Source organism: Leptospira wolbachii serovar Codice str. CDC, assembly GCF_000332515.2.
Taxonomy (GTDB): Bacteria; Spirochaetota; Leptospiria; order Leptospirales; family Leptospiraceae; genus Leptospira_A; species Leptospira_A wolbachii.
On the sequence record NZ_AOGZ02000014.1, the window covers coordinates 2,442,660 to 2,459,303 of the forward strand.

Here is a 16,644-nt window from a genome sequence, read left to right on the forward strand (position 1 = left end):
CGAGAAAAATTACCCTAAATCAGAAAAAAATTTCCAGGAAATGCAATAAAACCAAATGAACAATAACATAAATGAAACTTCCCAAGGACCACTTGCTGGTGTGAAAGTAGTCGACTTATCTTTACTCCTACCAGGCCCACTTTGTTCGCAGCACTTAGCGGACATGGGAGCCGAAGTCATTAAAATTGAAAACCCAAGAGCTTATGATGGTTCTCGCGCGATGTTCAAAGGAAAAACAGGATATCCTGCATTGTTTATGATGTTGAATCGAAACAAAAAAGCGATCACACTGAACTTAAAAAGAGAATCTGCAAAAGAAATTCTCTTTAAACTTCTGGAAGATGCTGACATTTTACTCGAAGGTTTTCGGCCCGATGGAATGGATAAGATGGGAATTGGATATGATGTCTTAAAAGAAAAATTCCCTCGTTTGATTTACTGTGGAATTTCTGGGTATGGAACTTCGGGTAAGTACGTAGACTTCGCGGGACATGATTTAAACTACCTTGCGATCTCGGGAGTTCTGGATCAAACAGGAAAGCCTCCAAGGCCAGCTGGTTTCCAATTGGCCGATGTAGGTGGAGGAACACTTACGGCCCTTTCTGCCATCCTTGCGGCCCTTTACTATCGAGAAAAAACAGGCAAAGGGCAACGGATAGATATCTCTATGACAGATGCTTCTCTCCAATTTCTTTCGTTATACGGTGGAATTTTGTCAGCCTCTGAAACTTCTCCAGAAGCTGGGAATGATATTCTCTCTGGTAAATTACCAAATTATAATGTATATGAAACCAAAGAAGGAAGGTATGTGGCTCTCGGGGCTTTGGAAGATATGTTCTTTCAAACTTTTTTACGAGCTGCAGGAATGGAGAACCTTACCAAAGACCATCCGATGAACGAAGAAAATATTCCTGTCATTAAACAAAAGTTAACTGATTATTTTAAATCCAAAACGTATGCCGATTTACAACCCATCTTTGATAATACAGATGCTTGTCTTTCCCCTATCTTGAATATGAAAGAAGTAGCGCAAGACCCACATATGAAAGATAGAGGGATGGTAATCGAAAGAAACCATCCCAAATACGGCCCTATCCTCCAGTTTGGTTCTCCTTTCCATTTTTCTGAAACTCCTTTTGCCTACAGAAATGATCCGCCGGAACACGGGGAACATACTGAGGAGATTTTGGGCGGTTTGGGCTATCCAAAAGAAAAAATTGCGGAGTTTAAAAAAGACCGGGTGATTTAACCGCTCCTTGCTTTTTTTTCGTAATTTCTTTAATTTGTCCCAGGGGGGAGGTAAACTCTCCCCTAATCATACAATATGAAGTTATTACAAGTTTCTGACCTCCACCTTTCCCAAAGTTCCAAAGATGAAAAAAACTATTCCTTAGCTGTTCTCAGCGAAATTTTTGAAACAGCAGAACAATCAAAATGCGATCGTATTCTATTTTGTGGGGATCTTTTTAATACCTTCCCTGATCTGGAGGGGCTTCGGTCGGAGTTCTTAAAAGTAGTTTCTTCCTATTCAGGTCTTGTGTATTTCCTTCCAGGAAACCATGAAATTCTAGAGAAAAAAGGAAATAGCAACCGTTATGTGGATTATGATTGGTCCTCAAAGGTAAAGGTTCTCGACGAAATACCTTATTCTTTATTTGAGGATAAAGGAATCGAATTTTTATCCATCCCTCACCAAGAAAACTATTCTGGTTTGTTGTTATCTCCTCCACCTCCCAAACAAACCAAACTTCGGATTGGCCTTGCTCATGGAACTGTTCCCGGAATGAGTTTTACAGGTCTTAGTGAGGAAGAAGAGGAAGGCGGGTCGTATCTTGATCCCCACCTCATCCAAAACTTAGGTTTAGATTATCTTGCGATTGGACACCTCCACCGAGCTCGTATGGGAACTGTTGGGAACTGTAGCGTTGGTTATGCGGGTTCCTCTCGTGTTTGGAGAAAAGGAGAGTCCGGGCCCAGGGGTGGAATTTTTATCCATATCGATGGATCTAAAGTTCGGACAGAACCTGTATATTGGAAAGAGGCTGGTGAGTACAGAGAGATTTTAGTTTCTTTGGATACCGAAGGGAAACCAGAAGAGAGTGTCGAAACTTATTTACGAGGAACCAGTCCCAAGGATTGGATTGTGTTTCGTTTTGTGGGATATGTGGACTCGATGACAGAAAAACAAAAATTTCAAGAATCTGTTCTTCGGGATTGGAAATCGAAGTTTCGTATTTTGGAATTTGATCCAGATGAATCCCAAATCGCTGTGATTCAACATTTGTCTGAGAATGAATTTGTGAAACAATTCCTAGACAAAATGAATGAAAGAAAAGCACAAATGGATCCTTCACTTTGGAGACACACAAGGGTCACTGGCATTCGATTGATTTTAGAAGGAAAGAAAAACCGATGAAATTAAAATTAGAAAACTTCGGTATCTTTTCCAAAAAAGAATTTTCTATCGGAAAAGTGACTGTATTTACAGGTCCCAATGAATCAGGAAAAACAACCATCCTGGATGCTTTTGTATCGGCTCTTGTGAAAGTAGTGGGAAGTACAAAGTATGGAGCTTTGCTTAACGCCCGTTATAAGCCAGAACGAATTTCTGATTTAGGAATTACTAAACTTTCGATTTCTCAAAATTTATATTTAAATTCTCTTGTGATCCGCGAAGGGAATATGGATGTGGGTTCCGAAAAGGAACTCGTATCTACCATCGAACAGACAATATTCGATAGTGGATACAATCCTTCTCAGCTGAAAGAACAAGTAGAACAGCTTTCTGCCAAATCGGGAACAAGAAAATCTGCCAAAGAATGGATTTTGGCTTTGTCTGAGTTGGAGTCCGCTAAACAAAGGTTTGACGCCTCGGAATTGTCCTTAAATAAGATTTCTTCTCAATTTGCTGACCTTCCCGTTTGGGAAACCGAACGCCAAAAATTAAAAGAAACTTTGGAATCTACCCTACTAGAGAAATCCAATCAACAAATGGCATTTGGCGAATACAAAGAAACCGAAGAACATAGTGAAGTGGATCGTGTCTACGGCCAATTATTACAATGGGAAACACTGGAAACACAATCGAAACAAGAGGAAAAGATTTTAAAATCTGACTGGGATAAAAAAGGAAAAACCCTCGATGGAGAAATTAAATCTTTAGAACAAAAACTTTCTCTTTCTAAAGAAAGAATACAAACTTTAGATTCAAAATGGGAATTGTCAAAAGGACAAAAGTCGGTTGTGGAACAAAAATCCAAAAAACTAGAATCGTATTTTGATTTTTTTGAAACTTGGAAACAAACGATACGCAGATTCCAAGAAGAATCTCCTGTAATTCAAAAAACAGTTTGGAATCCATTATACAGAAATTTGGCGGGAGGCTCCGGGCTTTTAGGAATTTTTTCTCTTATTTTTTCTTTATTCTCTGACTTTGGTGTATGGGTTTATTTATTACCCGCGATACTTTTTGGTTCATTATTCTATTTTGTTTTTCGTGCCAAGGAGATCCAACTCGAAAGAGATGAACCGAAATGGAATGAAATAATTCGCCGAATCACTTCTGAGATGGAAACCAAAACATTAGGGGAGTGGAAACCGGATTCTCCCAGTATGGAGTCATTATCTCTTACCTTCCAAAGATTTGATAGAGAATACACAAAACAAAAACTTGAATCAGAAAGTATCCTGACAGCGATGGCGAGCCTAGAAGAAGAGGTCACGCGGCTTCGAGCAGAAGATAAAAAAACGAATGAAGTTCTTTCTGAAAAAGAAAAGGAGCTAACGACTATTTGGCGAGAAGCGGGAGTCCATTCTCTTTCAGAACTTTCGGAGTTTTTTGTTCAAATTCGATTGAAACAAGAAAAATTACATACCTTGGTCGAATCTTTAAAATTAGAATCAAAAAAATGGGGAACTAGTGATTTAGGAGAGTTGAAACTCAAACTAAAAGACAAACTTATTGACTTAGAAAAAAAAGGTGTTCCTAAAACCTTTTCCTCTGAAGACAGAGCCACCAAACAAAGATTAGAGAACAATATCCAAGTCCTTTCCGATAAAATTCGCGATTTAGAACGTAACTTAATGGAGTTAGAAAAGAAATTAGATACAGGAAAGGCCGTTCTGGAATCGCAAATGGTTCCTGCACAAAAAAACTGGGAACTAACCAAACGTGATTTGGAAACAAAAGAAAAATGGAAAAACGATTTGGAAAGAAACTTCCAGGCCTTGGAAGTATTGGGGGAAATCTTTTCTGAGATGCAAGTGGAAAGTTCGGACAAAATGTCCTCTCTTGTTAAGTCCTTACAAATACGAATGGATGCGCTTAGAGGTTCTCTTCCCGCAAAACAAATCCAGTGGAATGGGTTTTCGGATAAAATTCAGGTCACAACTGATTCTTCTAAAGAAAGTTTGGTTTTTGACAATCTATCCACAGGAACCAAAGAACAAATTTCTTTTGTATTGCGTTTGGAATATGCGTTTCGGATTGGCAAACAATTTAGCTTACCCTACCTTTTGTTAGATGAACCATTCCGTCATATGGATGTAAGTCGACGAGATTCTGCTTTGGCCTATACATTGCAATGTGTTGCCAGTGCAGAAGAAGATTGGAGAGTTGTGTTTTTTAGTTTTGATGGGGAACTTGTTTCCAAAATCAAAGAATTGGCAGCGGGACTCAACCTCCCCTGCCAAATCCATGAATTGACTAAACCAGTTTCTTAGCTTCCGCAAGAACTGTATCATAATTAGGTTCACTTCCTATTTCTGGTACTAGTTCTGTATAACGAATGATATCGTCTTTATCAACAACGAAAACTGCTCTAGCGGAAAGCCCAGCCAGTGGACCGGCAGCGATATGAGTTCCGTAATTTTTGGAAAAAGAAAAATCTTTGAACTGAGATCCCGTAATCAAATTTTCGGAATCGATTCCTTCTGTAGAACAAAATCGTTTCATCGCAAAAGGTAAGTCACCAGAGATAATGAGAGTAGTGATTCCATTTTCTTTGGCGGCCCTTTCATTAAACTTTTTAGTTTCCAAGGCACAAACGGCTGTATCCAAACTGGGAACGGCTACTAGAATTTTTACTTTACCCGCTAGGTCTTTTAGTGTAAGATCACCTAAATCTTGTTTTGCGACGCGGAAGTCGGGGGCTTTGTCCCCTGGTTTGGGAAGGTTTCCTTCGAGTGGAACGGGATTTCCTTTGAGTGTGACTTGTGCCATTGTTATCTCCTTTGTATTTAGACTAATTCTAGCCTTTCATTGATTGGATTCTTCGGGAAGGATTTTTTCCATCCATTGTAAGGATTCTGCAAGTTCCCCTTTCCCTATGGTTCCGCTTAAAATCTTCACTCGGTCAAGAAGCCAGGTCGGTGAGAGATCCGTGATGTCTCGAAACGCCTCCAATTCTTCTTTGTTTAAAGTTCCATCGAAGGAGGAACAAAGGGCAAAGATAGCAATGGGCCATTTACGTTCCTCTACTTTGAGATTTTGGAAGGAATGGACAAACTCGGCCCAATCATCTAGGTTTTTGAGTTTGTCTCTTTCGGGCAAAAGTCCAATGAGTCCAAAAAGCAAATATTCAAAGTTAGGGTGAAATGTTTTTGTAAAAACAATAGAGAGTGCCACTGCTCTTACAGAAGATTCTATAAATGTATTACTTCTCCCTTTGGATTTGATTTTCAATAACATAGCGTCGGACAACTTTCTTGTAATGATTCGTTTGCGTAGTTCATACAAAATCATATAGGTGGTGACACTGTCCCAAATTCCCGTAACGGGTCCGGAAATGTATTCAATTAAAAACCGAAGTCCCGTCCTACCTAGAAAAACCTTTAACAAAAGTTTTGCGAAAATATTAGAAAGAAAAACTTTGCTTTTATACAAAGTAGTGCGAAAGAATAAAGCCCTTTCATTTAGGTGTTTGTAAGGATCTATTCCATACAAACGGATCCTTGGGTCAGGAATTTCTAAAACCAAACGTGCCATCATTCCCGGAATGGGAGTGATAAGTTCTGGTTCTTCGGCAAGTTCAATGTCTGCATACTTTGCCATCCGAAAGGACAGATAAAATCCCAATCGAAAGAGGAGATAAAATTCAAGGATAGTCGCAAGAGCCAAAAGGAAAACAAATCCTAAAACTGCCGAATAGGAGAGGGAGTCTAGGGGCCAAAACGAAAGCGGGGGAAGGTAAGTGCAAAGATAAACAAAGGTTATGGACGGTAAAAACCCAATCCAAAAAGACCAAAAAAAACCCGAAAGGAGGAGCTTTCTTGAATGGTAGGCGAAACTTTTCCCAGAATCCTCGAGTTTCCCCGAATGGGAGTTGATAGAGATAAGAACGCGGCGACCCCACTGTTCTAGAAAACCTGGTTTGTAACGTTCTGTACTCAATTTTTTTGCAACCGATATCCTGGTTTGGGACTCTCACTCCATGAAACAGGAATTCTCTATGACGACACAAGCTGAAATCAAAACGAAAGCACCTATCGATTGGGTGACTACGATATTTTTACTCACTTCTCCCCTAGTAGGGATTTTCGGAACTCTCTACTTCTATCTTTATGATACCATCCATTTAGGCACTTGGGCCTTATTTGTGTTTTATTTTTTTGCAACGGGAATGGGAATCACTGTTGGGTATCACAGACTTTTCTCTCATAAGGCTTATGAAGCAAAAGCTCCCATCAAACTTTGGTTACTTCTTTTTGGAGCTGCCGCTTTTCAGTCGACTGCTCTTGAATGGAGTGAAGACCACCGTCTTCATCACAGATTTGTAGATACAGATAAAGATCCTTATTCTATCAAAAAAGGATTTTGGTTTGCTCATATTGGTTGGTTGTTTCAAAAAAGAAAGTATGTCCAACAAGGTGTACAAGATTTAGTAAACGATCCTTTGGTACTTTGGCAACATAAACATTTTTATTCCATTTCTATCTTTATGTGTTTTATCCTTCCGGGCCTTATCACTATGTTATGGGGTTCTTTTTTAGAAGGTTTTTTTGTAGCAGGGTTTCTTCGGCTTTTTGTGGTCCACCAGTTCACATTTTTTATCAACAGTGCTTGCCATGTTTGGGGAGAAAGAACTTTTTCCAAAGAACAAACAGCTCGCGACAATTGGATCATCGCCTTTTTTACGTTTGGTGAAGGTTTTCACAACTTCCACCATGAATTTCAGTCCGACTACCGCAATGGAATTCGTTGGTTTGATTATGATCCATCCAAATGGATGATCAGAGGTCTTTCTTTTTTGGGACTTACGTATAACTTAAAAAAAGTTTCTGAGGAAAAAATCTTACAAAAAACTATGTTTTTGAAAGAAAAAGAAACCCTTCATAAGTATGCAAATGTAGGGGAAGAAAAACTCCGTCCTTGGGAAGAACAACTTGCAAGTTTGCGTGAGTCTGCCTTACAAGAATTCCAAAAATGGAAACAAGCAAAACAATCTTCTAGCGAAAGAGAAGCGGGAGTTTTACGAAAGAACTTTGAACAAACCAAAGCCAGTTGGGAAAAACTTCTCGGTAGACCGCTTTTTTCTTAACCTCGAATTTCCCGGAAGATTTCTTTCGGGATACTAGGAACGTCTCCCGGGCCAACTAACGGTAGATATACCATAAATAAAGTTCGCCCAGGGGCAGATTCCACTTCAATCCTTCCTTTGTGTTTTTCGATAATCCCTTTTACAATCCCAAGACCAAGTCCTGTTCCTTCCCCTTGGTCTTTTGTGGTAAAGAAGGGATCCCAAATTTTATCTTTGATTTCTGTTGGAATCCCCGATCCATTGTCTTCAAAACTAATGAGTACATAATCTTCTCCGACTCTTCTGGAGGAGATGGTAAGTTTTGGATGTTCTATTTTTTTCATCGCATGAATGGCATTGGTGATAAGGTTTGTCCACACTTGGTTTAGTTCATCAATATTGCAACGAACCGGTGGAATGGTTCCGTACAGCCTTTCAATTTCCACTCCATGTTTGATTTGGTTTTGCATAATCACAAGAGTGTTTTCTAACCCTTCATGTAAGTCACATACAGCATAAGAAGCCTGCCCCAAATGGGAATAATATTTCAATGCTTTGACAATGCGAACAATATTACGAATGGCATATTTGATGTTCTTGATATTTCTTTGAAGGCTTAAAGTGTTCTTTAACATCTCAAAGGTTTCTTTCCCACCCGATTTCCAAATTCGAATCAGTTCCTCTTGCATATGCAATAGATGGTGATCAATTAAAAACGTGGATAAATCAGAGGCATCGTTTTCTGGAATTCCATCTTGGATGAAACGATATTTGGTTTCTTTTTTTAGTTTGAATTTGTCTTTGGGATCAATTTTTGCCGCCGGATCTTCTTTCACAAAACTAAATAAAATGTCTAGGTAGATCGAACGAAAGTCTGGATTTTGGATGAGGTAGGTGATATCACCCAAGTGAGACAAAACAAAAACTAAGTTTGCATCCAAGTTGTCCGCGGCTCCATTGATGACTGCTGCCGGAGTATTGATTTCATGAGCAATGCCTGCAACCATCACACCAAGCGATGCCATTTTTTCAGACTGCACAAGATGGGCTTGGGTTTCTTCCAATTCTTTGGTTCGTTCTCTTACTTTGGCTTCCAAAGTCTCGGTTAGATTTAACAACTGTTGGTAAATCATAGAATTGGAAAGAGACATGAGAGATACTGATAGAATCTCTAAAATGATTTCAATTTCTTCTATATCGTAAATTTTTCCTTCTTTGTGTTTCCCAAGAAGGATAAAGCCAACAAGGCTTGACTTGATGGAAAGTGTGGCAACTAACTCTGATTTGGTTTCTTTGAAAAAGTCTAATGCTTGTTTGGCTATTTTTTCGTGGCTGGGAGAGGCGAACTGAAGGAAGTTTTCTTTGATATGGATGCCTTCTCGTTCTGACAACCATAACAAAAAAGGATTGAACACCGGAAGGGAGGGTAGTTCAGAAAATTTCTGCTCTCGAGATTCTAGAAACGGTCTAGGACGAAATTGTCCCTCTCTTTCGTCCCAAGTGTAGACTTGTACAAACTCTGCTGGGATCTTTGAGGCGAGAAATTGGCTAATGGTTTCGCTGATTTGGTCGGGGTCATTGAAAGAAATGAGTTCTTCTTTGAATTTTTCTAAGGCAAAAAGGTTTTGAACCAATTCATCTCTTTTTTTAGGTTTTTCTCCGCTTTGAGGTTTCGGTTTTCGGCGTAAAAAGTACAAAAGCGAAATAGTCAAAAGTCCTAAGGCATATCCAAAAAAGGAGAAGGTTTTTGTGGAATCCGCACTGCTTAAGGTATAAGCAAAAACAAACCAGCCAAAAGAGGAAAGGATTATGATTCCAAAAGGAAAGAAAACTTGTGTTTGCATGTCATCTATATAGAATGTAAGAACTAGATTATTTTAATGAAGAATCCACTTGGGTAAAGAACTATTTACAATCGCTCGTATCTTCGGAGCCTATTACGAAATTTATTCAGAAGGAACAAGTTATGCCCGAGCTGTTCTTAAGGGCAAACTCAGGTTAAAGGACTCTGGGGAGCGCCATCCCTTTGTTGTCGGAGACATGGTCTTGGCTGAAAAATCTTCAGGCGAAGAGTGGATTATTTCAGAACGAATGGAACGAAAGAATTACCTAACACGAAAAAGTGACCGCGGCGACAGTCATGTGTTATGTGCTAATTTAGACCAATTGGCCATCCTAGCTTCTTGTAAAGATCCTGAAACAAAACCTGGATTCATCGATCGGTTACTTGCCGCCGCTTACCATACCCAAATTCCCCCTCTTATTATTTTTACAAAAAAAGATCTTATCACCGAAGAAGAAATCGAAGAACGAGAAGTTTATTACCGTGAGTTAGGTTATGAGGTTATGACTGTCTCACTTCTATCAGAAGAATCTATCCGACCTTTATGGGAAAGGATTCGTGGAAAACGAACCTTCCTCTGTGGAAATTCGGGAGTGGGCAAGTCTACACTCATGAATCATCTTCATAAGAAGACAGTGCAACGAACAAACTTGGTGAGTGGATCCACCAAAAAAGGAAAACACACAACCACTAATTCTTTTGCCTTGTTTTTAGAAGAAAATACGGTTCTTATCGATTCCCCAGGAGTCAAAGAGTGGGGCATCTTACATCTGACACCTGTTGAGCTTTGGGAAAGTTTTCCCGAATTAAGAAAGATTAAAGAAACATGTAAGGAAATTTATTGCTGTGAACTGGGTTCTGAATGTTCCATGCGTAAATACCTAAACGAGTCCATGGATGAAACCAGAAAAAAGAGTCTAGAATCCATGATCGAGAGTCTAGAAAACCCTCATAGGGTGACCAGACGAGACCATTGGGCAAAAGCTGTCACAAAAAGACGCTAGGGAAAAGAGTTGCCAAGCCCTCAGTTGTTATCTATGATTAGAATGTTATTTCCGGAGGAAGGAATATGAAACGTGCAATGATCAATCGGTTATCGGCATTGGGATTTGTGGCAATTTTTGCCATATTTTTCGCTGCGTGCCAAAAAGATTCCAAAGAGACTGTAACAAATGTTACAGATAAGTCTCAACAAGAAAGTAACGTCGTTGTTGCCTTTGTAAAAGGTGATGTCGTTGTGATTCGCGAAAGTGGACAAGTGAAGCCTAATTTGGGCGATGTTTTAACTTCCAAAGATACTATCGTTACTGGCCAAAACGGTTCTGTAGAAATTCTTGTTGGTGAAGACGGAGTTCTCAAGTTGAACAAAAATACTTCTCTTAGTGTAAGCCAAGCGTTTGCTGCAAACGACGGTTCTCGTGCAACAGAAGTGAATATGCAATACGGAAAACTGGTGACTGTTCTTCGCAAAGAAAGAAAAACAGAATCTTTCAGTGTAGTCACACCGACTTCCATTGCGGGGGTTCGTGGAACGATCTTCTTAACCAATGTGGAAAATCCATCGGCTAAAGGTGGAAACGTAGCTTGTGGTTCTGGAAACTGCGTAGTAAAATACACGGTCCTTGATGGTGCGGTTGCCATTCGCAAAGCAAACTCAGAAAACGAAATCGTTGTCGACAAACAGAAAACAGCTGAAGTCGGAAATGATACTAAAATTTCTGATAAAATGATCAAACCAATGGACAAACAATCTTTATCAGAGATGAAAGAAATGTTGGCTTTTGAAAATACTAAGATGTTACAGTTTGAGTCTCTTGCAAACGAACTCCGAACTAACAACGAAGAACTTCAAAAATTAAACATTGGATCTTCTGTAGAAGAATTGGAAAAAGCAGCAAAAAATCGTGAGATCACCAAATCGAAATCAGACGAAGTGATTACAACGGCTAAGTCCATCGAAGATTCTAAATACATCAAAAAAGATGTTCAGAAAGATTCCCTAAAATTAGCACCGAAAGAGAGTTTTGATAAGACGAAATGAGATATGTTTATTTACCGGTCCTTTGTTTTTTAGTCGGTTATTGTTCTTCGGTCACAAAGATCGAGACTTTAAATCGAAGTTTTACAAAACCTAAGTTCATCACTCCAGAACCGGGTGAGTCGGAACCCCTTCCTTCGGGCAGAGATTACAAAGAACGACTGGTAAATAAATCCACTCCTCATTTTTCACTCCTCTGGAAACAGGTTCCAGAGGGGTTTTCTAAATCTGATTTATTGTTACTCGAAGAGAAAGTCCTCTTCCCTCACAACAAACTTGGGTTATTTAAAAAAGCTCCAAAAGACCCAGATCCTAAATTTGCTGAAAGCGCCGACTTAGACTTGTTATTGGAACTCTCTCTCACTCGCACTGCCGAAAGACATTCAATTGAAGTACAATACAAAGATCCTGTTTTGTCACAAAACTTTGGAAAGGCGATCTTCGTTTACCAAGAGGAAAAAGAACCTGTTGTTAAATCTTTAAAATCATTTGATGTTTTCCATGGCAAAAGACAACTCCAACCGTTGACTGGAAGTGTTCCTGCTTACTTTGCAGAAATTTCTTCCCCATCGGATGATGAATTGCGTAATTATTTTACCTCCTCTTTACGAGGAAATGCTTCTGTGTTTTCGACTTCACCGGGAACCACCATTTACCTGGACGGTGTGGAAGTGGGCAAAGCTCCCTTACTTTCCTATCCCCTCATCAATGGAAAACATACTCTTTCCTTTGCAAAACCTGGCAAAGATCCCGTAAAACGAAATATCTTAATTCGTGCAGGGAAAACCACTCGTGTGTTCCAGGAATGGAATGACGATATTTCACAAGGAACCATTGTCATCTCTAGTTTTCCTGCAGGTCTTGATATCGTTGTGGATGGTCAGAAAAAAGGAAAAACACAATATGCGGAATCGGGTGTTCCTTACGGAAGTTATCCGATCCAATTCATTCGTACTCAAAAAGATTCGCACTTTGAATATGCAAAAGCCGGAATCAAAATACGACCAAAACAAATCACGTCCATTGCTTTACCTATCTCGCTGGAAGACGGGGTTGGTTGGGAGGCAGAGGAATTTTGGAACCTAACTTCTGCTTCACCGAATTTTTCTGCCACATTCCCTGGCAAACTTACCTTTGCGAAAAATAAAGACCTTCCTTCCGGCTGGTATGGAGTGTATTCCGAAGACCTCATTCCAGATTATATGGAAGCCGAACTAGTGTTAGATCTTGTGAAGGATTTGAATGGGGCCGTTGGTCTTTCTTTTACTGATCACAACCAAAATGCCATTCTCATCTATGTCGACAAAACAGACTTCCATATCATCAAGTTTTCTTCTGAAGAGAAAGAAGCCCCTGTTCGTTCTTCATTTCGTTGGAACAAAGAAGATGAACTTAAAGGAAGAAGTATCAAACTTTCCACTGATATAGAAAAAAAGATGATCCGGTTGTCTTTGGGAAATAAAACTGTGGAAGAAATTCCATGGAACTTCGAAACTTTTTGGAATTTAGGAGTTTTGACTCCGCATAACGCACCGGTTACGGGCACACCTCTTCGAGGTTTAAAAATTCGATATCCTGATATGGTTAAGTTTGAGGAAAGGCTCCAAAAATGAGACAACTTAGTTTTTTAATCTTTACTGTCGTTCTTTTTATCGGCTGCCAATCTCGTGACTTCAAACCCGTTTCCGTAAAGGATTCCGTGGTGGAGAAATCCGATGTGTCGGATCGCCAAAAAATTGAAGAGGCAAGAGAACTTGTCGCAGAAGGAAGTAACGAATTCCAGAAAGGGAACATGGATGTTGCTTTAGAAAAAGCAAAGACTTCCATTAAAACTTTTGAGCTGATTGATGGTTACTCTCTCCTTGGTTCTTCCTATTACCAGTTAGGTGATTATGAGAATGCAAAACTTGCTTATGAAAAAGGCAAAAACCTAGAACCAAAAAATGAAAAACTACTCATTGGGCTTGGAACGGTTCAATCCACACTGGGTGAAAATGAAGAAGCACTTTCTACATACCAAACTCTTAGTCAATTAAAACCGGAAGAGACGATTTATACTTACAAAACAGGATTACTTTTAAAGAACTTGGGTCGTTACCAAGAAAGTCTTGTGGTTCTAAAACCTTTGGAAACAAAACCTGAGTTTCCTTATCCTATTGAATTGTTAAACCAATTAGGGGACCTCTGTTTAGAACTAAAAAGATATGAGGAAGCTGAAGCTTATTTTGCAAAAGCGGAGAAACTCAATCCTGAATTAAAAACAGCCAAAGACGCCAAACTTTCTACAAAAATCGCATCTCTTATCCAACGCGGGAATGATTTTCTCGCCAAAAAGAATTATACAGAAGCAACTTCGGAATTCAAAAAAGCCACTGAGTTACAACCACAAAATGGTTCCGTATGGTCTTTTCTTGGGAATGCTCAGTTACTAAATGGCAAACTGAAAGAAAGTGAAGAGAGTTTTAAAAAATCTATTTCTCTTTCTGACACAAATCCCAATGCCTATGTGGGCTTGTGCAATGTTTACATTCAAACTCACAATTATTCTGATTGTTTAAAAACTTCCAAACAAGCTGGCGGGAAAATTCCAAAAAATGCAGAGATCCGCAACAAACAAGGGATATGTGAATGGAAATGGGGCGAAACCAAAAAGGCAACCCTTAGTTTCCAAGATGCATCTTCTTGGGATCCTAACTTCTTTGAACCAAAACTCAACTTAGCCTATGTGCTGATTGATTCGGGTCGTTTTGATGAAGCGCTGGATGTATTAAAAAAAGCAGAGTCGCATCCTAAGGCAAAAAAAGAAGAGATTCGCAAAGCAAAGATACTCGCAGAATCACAAAAGTTCATTGCTGATGGTGATTCTTTTCTCCGCCAAGGAAAACGCAAACAAGCTTTTGATGAATATGGCAAAGCCATGGGTGTGAACCCAGAAAACCCGGCAGCACAAAACGCCTTTGGTCGTGCTTACTTTGCTTTTGGGGAATACAAAAAAGCAGAATCCTCTTACTTGGAAGCCTACCGGATGGATGCCACAAACCCTGGTGCCTTACAAGGCCTTGCTCGTGTGTATGCCAAAACGGGTGAATCCAAAAAGGAAAAGGAATACATCAAAAAACTAGAAATTCTTTCTGCTACAGATCCTTTCAGTGCTATCACCTTGGGTCGGATTGCGGAAGATGCTAGCAAATGGGATGAAGCAGAATCCGTATACATGGGACTAAAGAAAAAATTCCCGAACAATGATGCTGTGGATTACCGATTGGGAAGTTTGTATTACAAACGAGCTGTTGAGGAAAATTCTAAAGAAAACTATACTCGTGCCAATGAATTCATTCAAAAGTCCAAAAAGTATACGAAAGACATTCCAGAGCTGATTGAAACAGAAAAGACTGTAGCAGAGAACTCTCGTTTTGCGGAGATTTTGCCTTTTGTCAAAGAAGGAAACTCTTTATTCAATCGCAAAAAATACATTGAAGCGGTGACTCCTTACCAAAAGGCCTATGACCGAGTTCCCAAAGCTTCTCTTCTTGTAAAAATTGCAGAATGTTATATCGAAAAGGGTGAAGAAGAAAAAGGCCTTTCCATTTTGGAAAATGCCGTCCGCACCAACAAAGAAAATGCAATATCATTTAAGGAAGGGATTTACTCTTTTTATTATAAAAAAGGCGAACTAAAAAGAGCCGAAGACGGATTCTACGATATCTTAAGAGAAAAACCAGATTCTTATTACGCCTACTATATGTTAGGCCTTGTGACCATGAAACGTAAAAACTACGAAGCGTCCATTAATGAATTTGATCGTTCTATTTTGGTAAATCCGAATTTTGCTCCGAGTAACGTAGCCAAAGGTTTGGCATTTTATAAACTGGGCCAAATGGATAATGCCAAACGTGAGTTTGAAAAAGCGCGTGTGAAGGATTCAGAATTTGGACTTTCTTCTTACAACTTAGCCATTGCTTATTTCAATGAAGATTTGACCAAGGAATCAAAAACCATTTTGGAATCCATCCGCAAATCAGATCCTGATTTTATGGATGGTGAGATCCAATTAGCTTACATTTATTTCAAAGAAAACAAATTGGAAGAAGCAGAGAAGATCATTGATCGTGTTCTGAAAGAAGAACCTTCTGCGGAAGCAATGTTTGCACAGTTTCGAATTTTAGATGCAAAACAAAAACAATCTCCTTCCGATAAAGTAAAAACCAAACGAAACCAAGTAAAAGAAAGAATTTTGCGTGAATATGGGGAGACCAAATATGCTAGGCTCCTTCCTTCCGACGCATTAGATGATGAACCACTTCATGTGACGGATCTCAATCTTTCGGGAACTCCAGTTTCTACACCAATTGTCTATCCCAACCGAATCATAGTCAATTATGGAACAGCTCTTGTTGGCTATGACAGAATCACCAAGGAACTTGTTTGGAAACAATACACTTCCACTCCTTATCAACTGTTAGTTGCCGGCAAAGAACTTGTGGGAATTTCCAATGATTCGGCGACAAAGATTTATCCTGAATCGGGAAAAACGAGTTTCAAAAAACAAATTCTTGTTGGCTGGAAAGTCAAGCAAGGTTCGGCCGAAGGGAATGGATTTTTACTTCTTTTGGAAAAAGAAAAAGGAAATGATCGGAAGATCGTTCGCACAAACCCCAATTTAGAAATTGAGGAAGAGTGGAATGGAAATGATTTTTTAAGTTTTTCTCATTCTGCCGAGGGAAAACTTTTTGTCCTTCGTGATTTAAAGAAAGAATTCCAAATCCAAGTTTTTGCCATAGGTTCTGGTTCCAATTCCGATAAAGACAAAAAGGTATCGAATCCCGTTGTCAAAAAAGATACAAAGGAATCGGCTCAAATCCTAGGATGTTTGGAAGATTCTTGTTTGATTCAATTGGGAAATCAAATCTACCAAGGAACCGAAAAAGCAAAATTATATTCTTTGGGCAATACTGATACCATTCGCTCTGTTGTTAAAAATCCAGAGTCTTTACTTATCAATACGGAAGACACCGCCTATCTTTGGAAAGGTGGCTCTAAGTGGAAAGATTCCTATTCCATAGAAGGAGATTTTTATTATCCTTTAGATGGACTCGTGGTAGAAGGTAGAGCAAAAGAATTACTCTTAATCAAAGGCAGGGAGAAAACTCCTGTTCCGTGGAAAGGCGATCGAGATGGCCTCAGGATCAGTACCGTGACCGTTGATTAGCTAAAAAGACGTTAGTGATCTTACTTTGTTTCTAAAC

Annotated in this window: 11 protein-coding genes; 8 read left to right on the forward strand and 3 right to left on the reverse strand. The window is 39.3% G+C overall.

Annotated elements, in window-relative coordinates; all coding sequences use genetic code 11:
• Positions 1-55 precede the first annotated feature (55 nt).
• From LEP1GSC195_RS16935 to LEP1GSC195_RS16945, 3 genes are all read left to right on the forward strand, one after another.
• Entirely contained in the window at positions 56-1,249 is a 1,194-nt protein-coding gene (locus tag LEP1GSC195_RS16935; RefSeq protein ID WP_015680519.1) for a CaiB/BaiF CoA transferase family protein, read from the forward strand.
• Positions 1,250-1,324: 75 nt separating this feature from the next.
• The gene (locus LEP1GSC195_RS16940) at positions 1,325-2,416 is read left to right on the forward strand and encodes a metallophosphoesterase family protein (RefSeq protein ID WP_015682791.1); all 1,092 of its coding nucleotides are present in this window, start codon (positions 1,325-1,327) and stop codon (positions 2,414-2,416) included.
• Positions 2,413-4,722 (forward strand): ATP-binding protein, encoded by a 2,310-nt coding sequence (locus LEP1GSC195_RS16945; RefSeq protein WP_015681455.1) that lies wholly within the window; start codon positions 2,413-2,415, stop codon positions 4,720-4,722. The genes LEP1GSC195_RS16940 and LEP1GSC195_RS16945 overlap by 4 nt, the downstream gene beginning before the upstream one ends.
• On the opposite strand, the gene tpx is transcribed toward LEP1GSC195_RS16945, so the two are convergent.
• Positions 4,706-5,221 carry a thiol peroxidase gene (gene tpx / locus LEP1GSC195_RS16950; RefSeq protein WP_015682126.1) on the reverse strand — a complete coding sequence of 172 codons (516 nt, stop codon included), beginning with the start codon at positions 5,219-5,221 and terminating at the stop codon, positions 4,706-4,708. The two genes, LEP1GSC195_RS16945 and tpx, sit on opposite strands and share 17 nt — an antisense overlap.
• Before the next feature lie 36 nt (positions 5,222-5,257).
• The gene (locus tag LEP1GSC195_RS16955) at positions 5,258-6,391 is read right to left on the reverse strand and encodes an LBF_2804 family protein (protein WP_015680772.1); all 1,134 of its coding nucleotides are present in this window, start codon (positions 6,389-6,391) and stop codon (positions 5,258-5,260) included.
• A gap of 58 nt (positions 6,392-6,449) precedes the next feature.
• Here LEP1GSC195_RS16955 and LEP1GSC195_RS16960 point away from each other — a divergent pair, with 58 nt between their 5' ends.
• Positions 6,450-7,538, forward strand: a complete 1,089-nt coding sequence (locus LEP1GSC195_RS16960) for an acyl-CoA desaturase (protein WP_015681721.1) — start codon at positions 6,450-6,452, stop codon at positions 7,536-7,538.
• Here LEP1GSC195_RS16960 and LEP1GSC195_RS16965 read toward each other — a convergent pair.
• Complete coding sequence (locus LEP1GSC195_RS16965) at positions 7,535-9,361, reverse strand: sensor histidine kinase (RefSeq protein ID WP_015681982.1); 1,827 nt, start codon at positions 9,359-9,361, stop codon at positions 7,535-7,537. The two genes, LEP1GSC195_RS16960 and LEP1GSC195_RS16965, sit on opposite strands and share 4 nt — an antisense overlap.
• 49 nt (positions 9,362-9,410) lie before the next feature.
• On the opposite strand from LEP1GSC195_RS16965, the gene rsgA reads away from it, so the two are divergent.
• The 4 genes from rsgA to LEP1GSC195_RS16985 all read left to right on the forward strand — a co-directional run bounded on the left by rsgA (position 9,411) and on the right by LEP1GSC195_RS16985 (position 16,607).
• Positions 9,411-10,364, forward strand: a complete 954-nt coding sequence (rsgA, locus tag LEP1GSC195_RS16970) for a ribosome small subunit-dependent GTPase A (protein ID WP_015681225.1) — start codon at positions 9,411-9,413, stop codon at positions 10,362-10,364.
• A gap of 65 nt (positions 10,365-10,429) precedes the next feature.
• Positions 10,430-11,401 carry a FecR family protein gene (locus tag LEP1GSC195_RS16975; RefSeq protein WP_040506908.1) on the forward strand — a complete coding sequence of 324 codons (972 nt, stop codon included), beginning with the start codon at positions 10,430-10,432 and terminating at the stop codon, positions 11,399-11,401.
• Entirely contained in the window at positions 11,398-13,011 is a 1,614-nt protein-coding gene (locus LEP1GSC195_RS16980; RefSeq protein ID WP_015680931.1) for an LIC10124 family lipoprotein, read from the forward strand. The genes LEP1GSC195_RS16975 and LEP1GSC195_RS16980 overlap by 4 nt, the downstream gene beginning before the upstream one ends.
• Entirely contained in the window at positions 13,008-16,607 is a 3,600-nt protein-coding gene (locus LEP1GSC195_RS16985) for a tetratricopeptide repeat protein (RefSeq protein ID WP_015681057.1), read from the forward strand. Before LEP1GSC195_RS16980 ends, LEP1GSC195_RS16985 begins: the two co-directional genes overlap by 4 nt.
• Positions 16,608-16,644 lie beyond the last annotated feature (37 nt).

Coding starts and splice junctions, on each gene's coding strand:
- tpx (WP_015682126.1), bottom strand. CDS start 5,221: ATGGCACAAGTCACACTCAAAGGAAATCCCGTTCCACTCGAAGGAAAC.
- LEP1GSC195_RS16975 (WP_040506908.1), top strand. CDS start 10,430: ATGAAACGTGCAATGATCAATCGGTTATCGGCATTGGGATTTGTGGCA.
- LEP1GSC195_RS16945 (WP_015681455.1), top strand. CDS start 2,413: ATGAAATTAAAATTAGAAAACTTCGGTATCTTTTCCAAAAAAGAATTT.
- LEP1GSC195_RS16940 (WP_015682791.1), top strand. CDS start 1,325: ATGAAGTTATTACAAGTTTCTGACCTCCACCTTTCCCAAAGTTCCAAA.
- LEP1GSC195_RS16980 (WP_015680931.1), top strand. CDS start 11,398: ATGAGATATGTTTATTTACCGGTCCTTTGTTTTTTAGTCGGTTATTGT.
- LEP1GSC195_RS16965 (WP_015681982.1), bottom strand. CDS start 9,361: ATGCAAACACAAGTTTTCTTTCCTTTTGGAATCATAATCCTTTCCTCT.
- LEP1GSC195_RS16960 (WP_015681721.1), top strand. CDS start 6,450: ATGACGACACAAGCTGAAATCAAAACGAAAGCACCTATCGATTGGGTG.
- LEP1GSC195_RS16985 (WP_015681057.1), top strand. CDS start 13,008: ATGAGACAACTTAGTTTTTTAATCTTTACTGTCGTTCTTTTTATCGGC.
- LEP1GSC195_RS16935 (WP_015680519.1), top strand. CDS start 56: ATGAACAATAACATAAATGAAACTTCCCAAGGACCACTTGCTGGTGTG.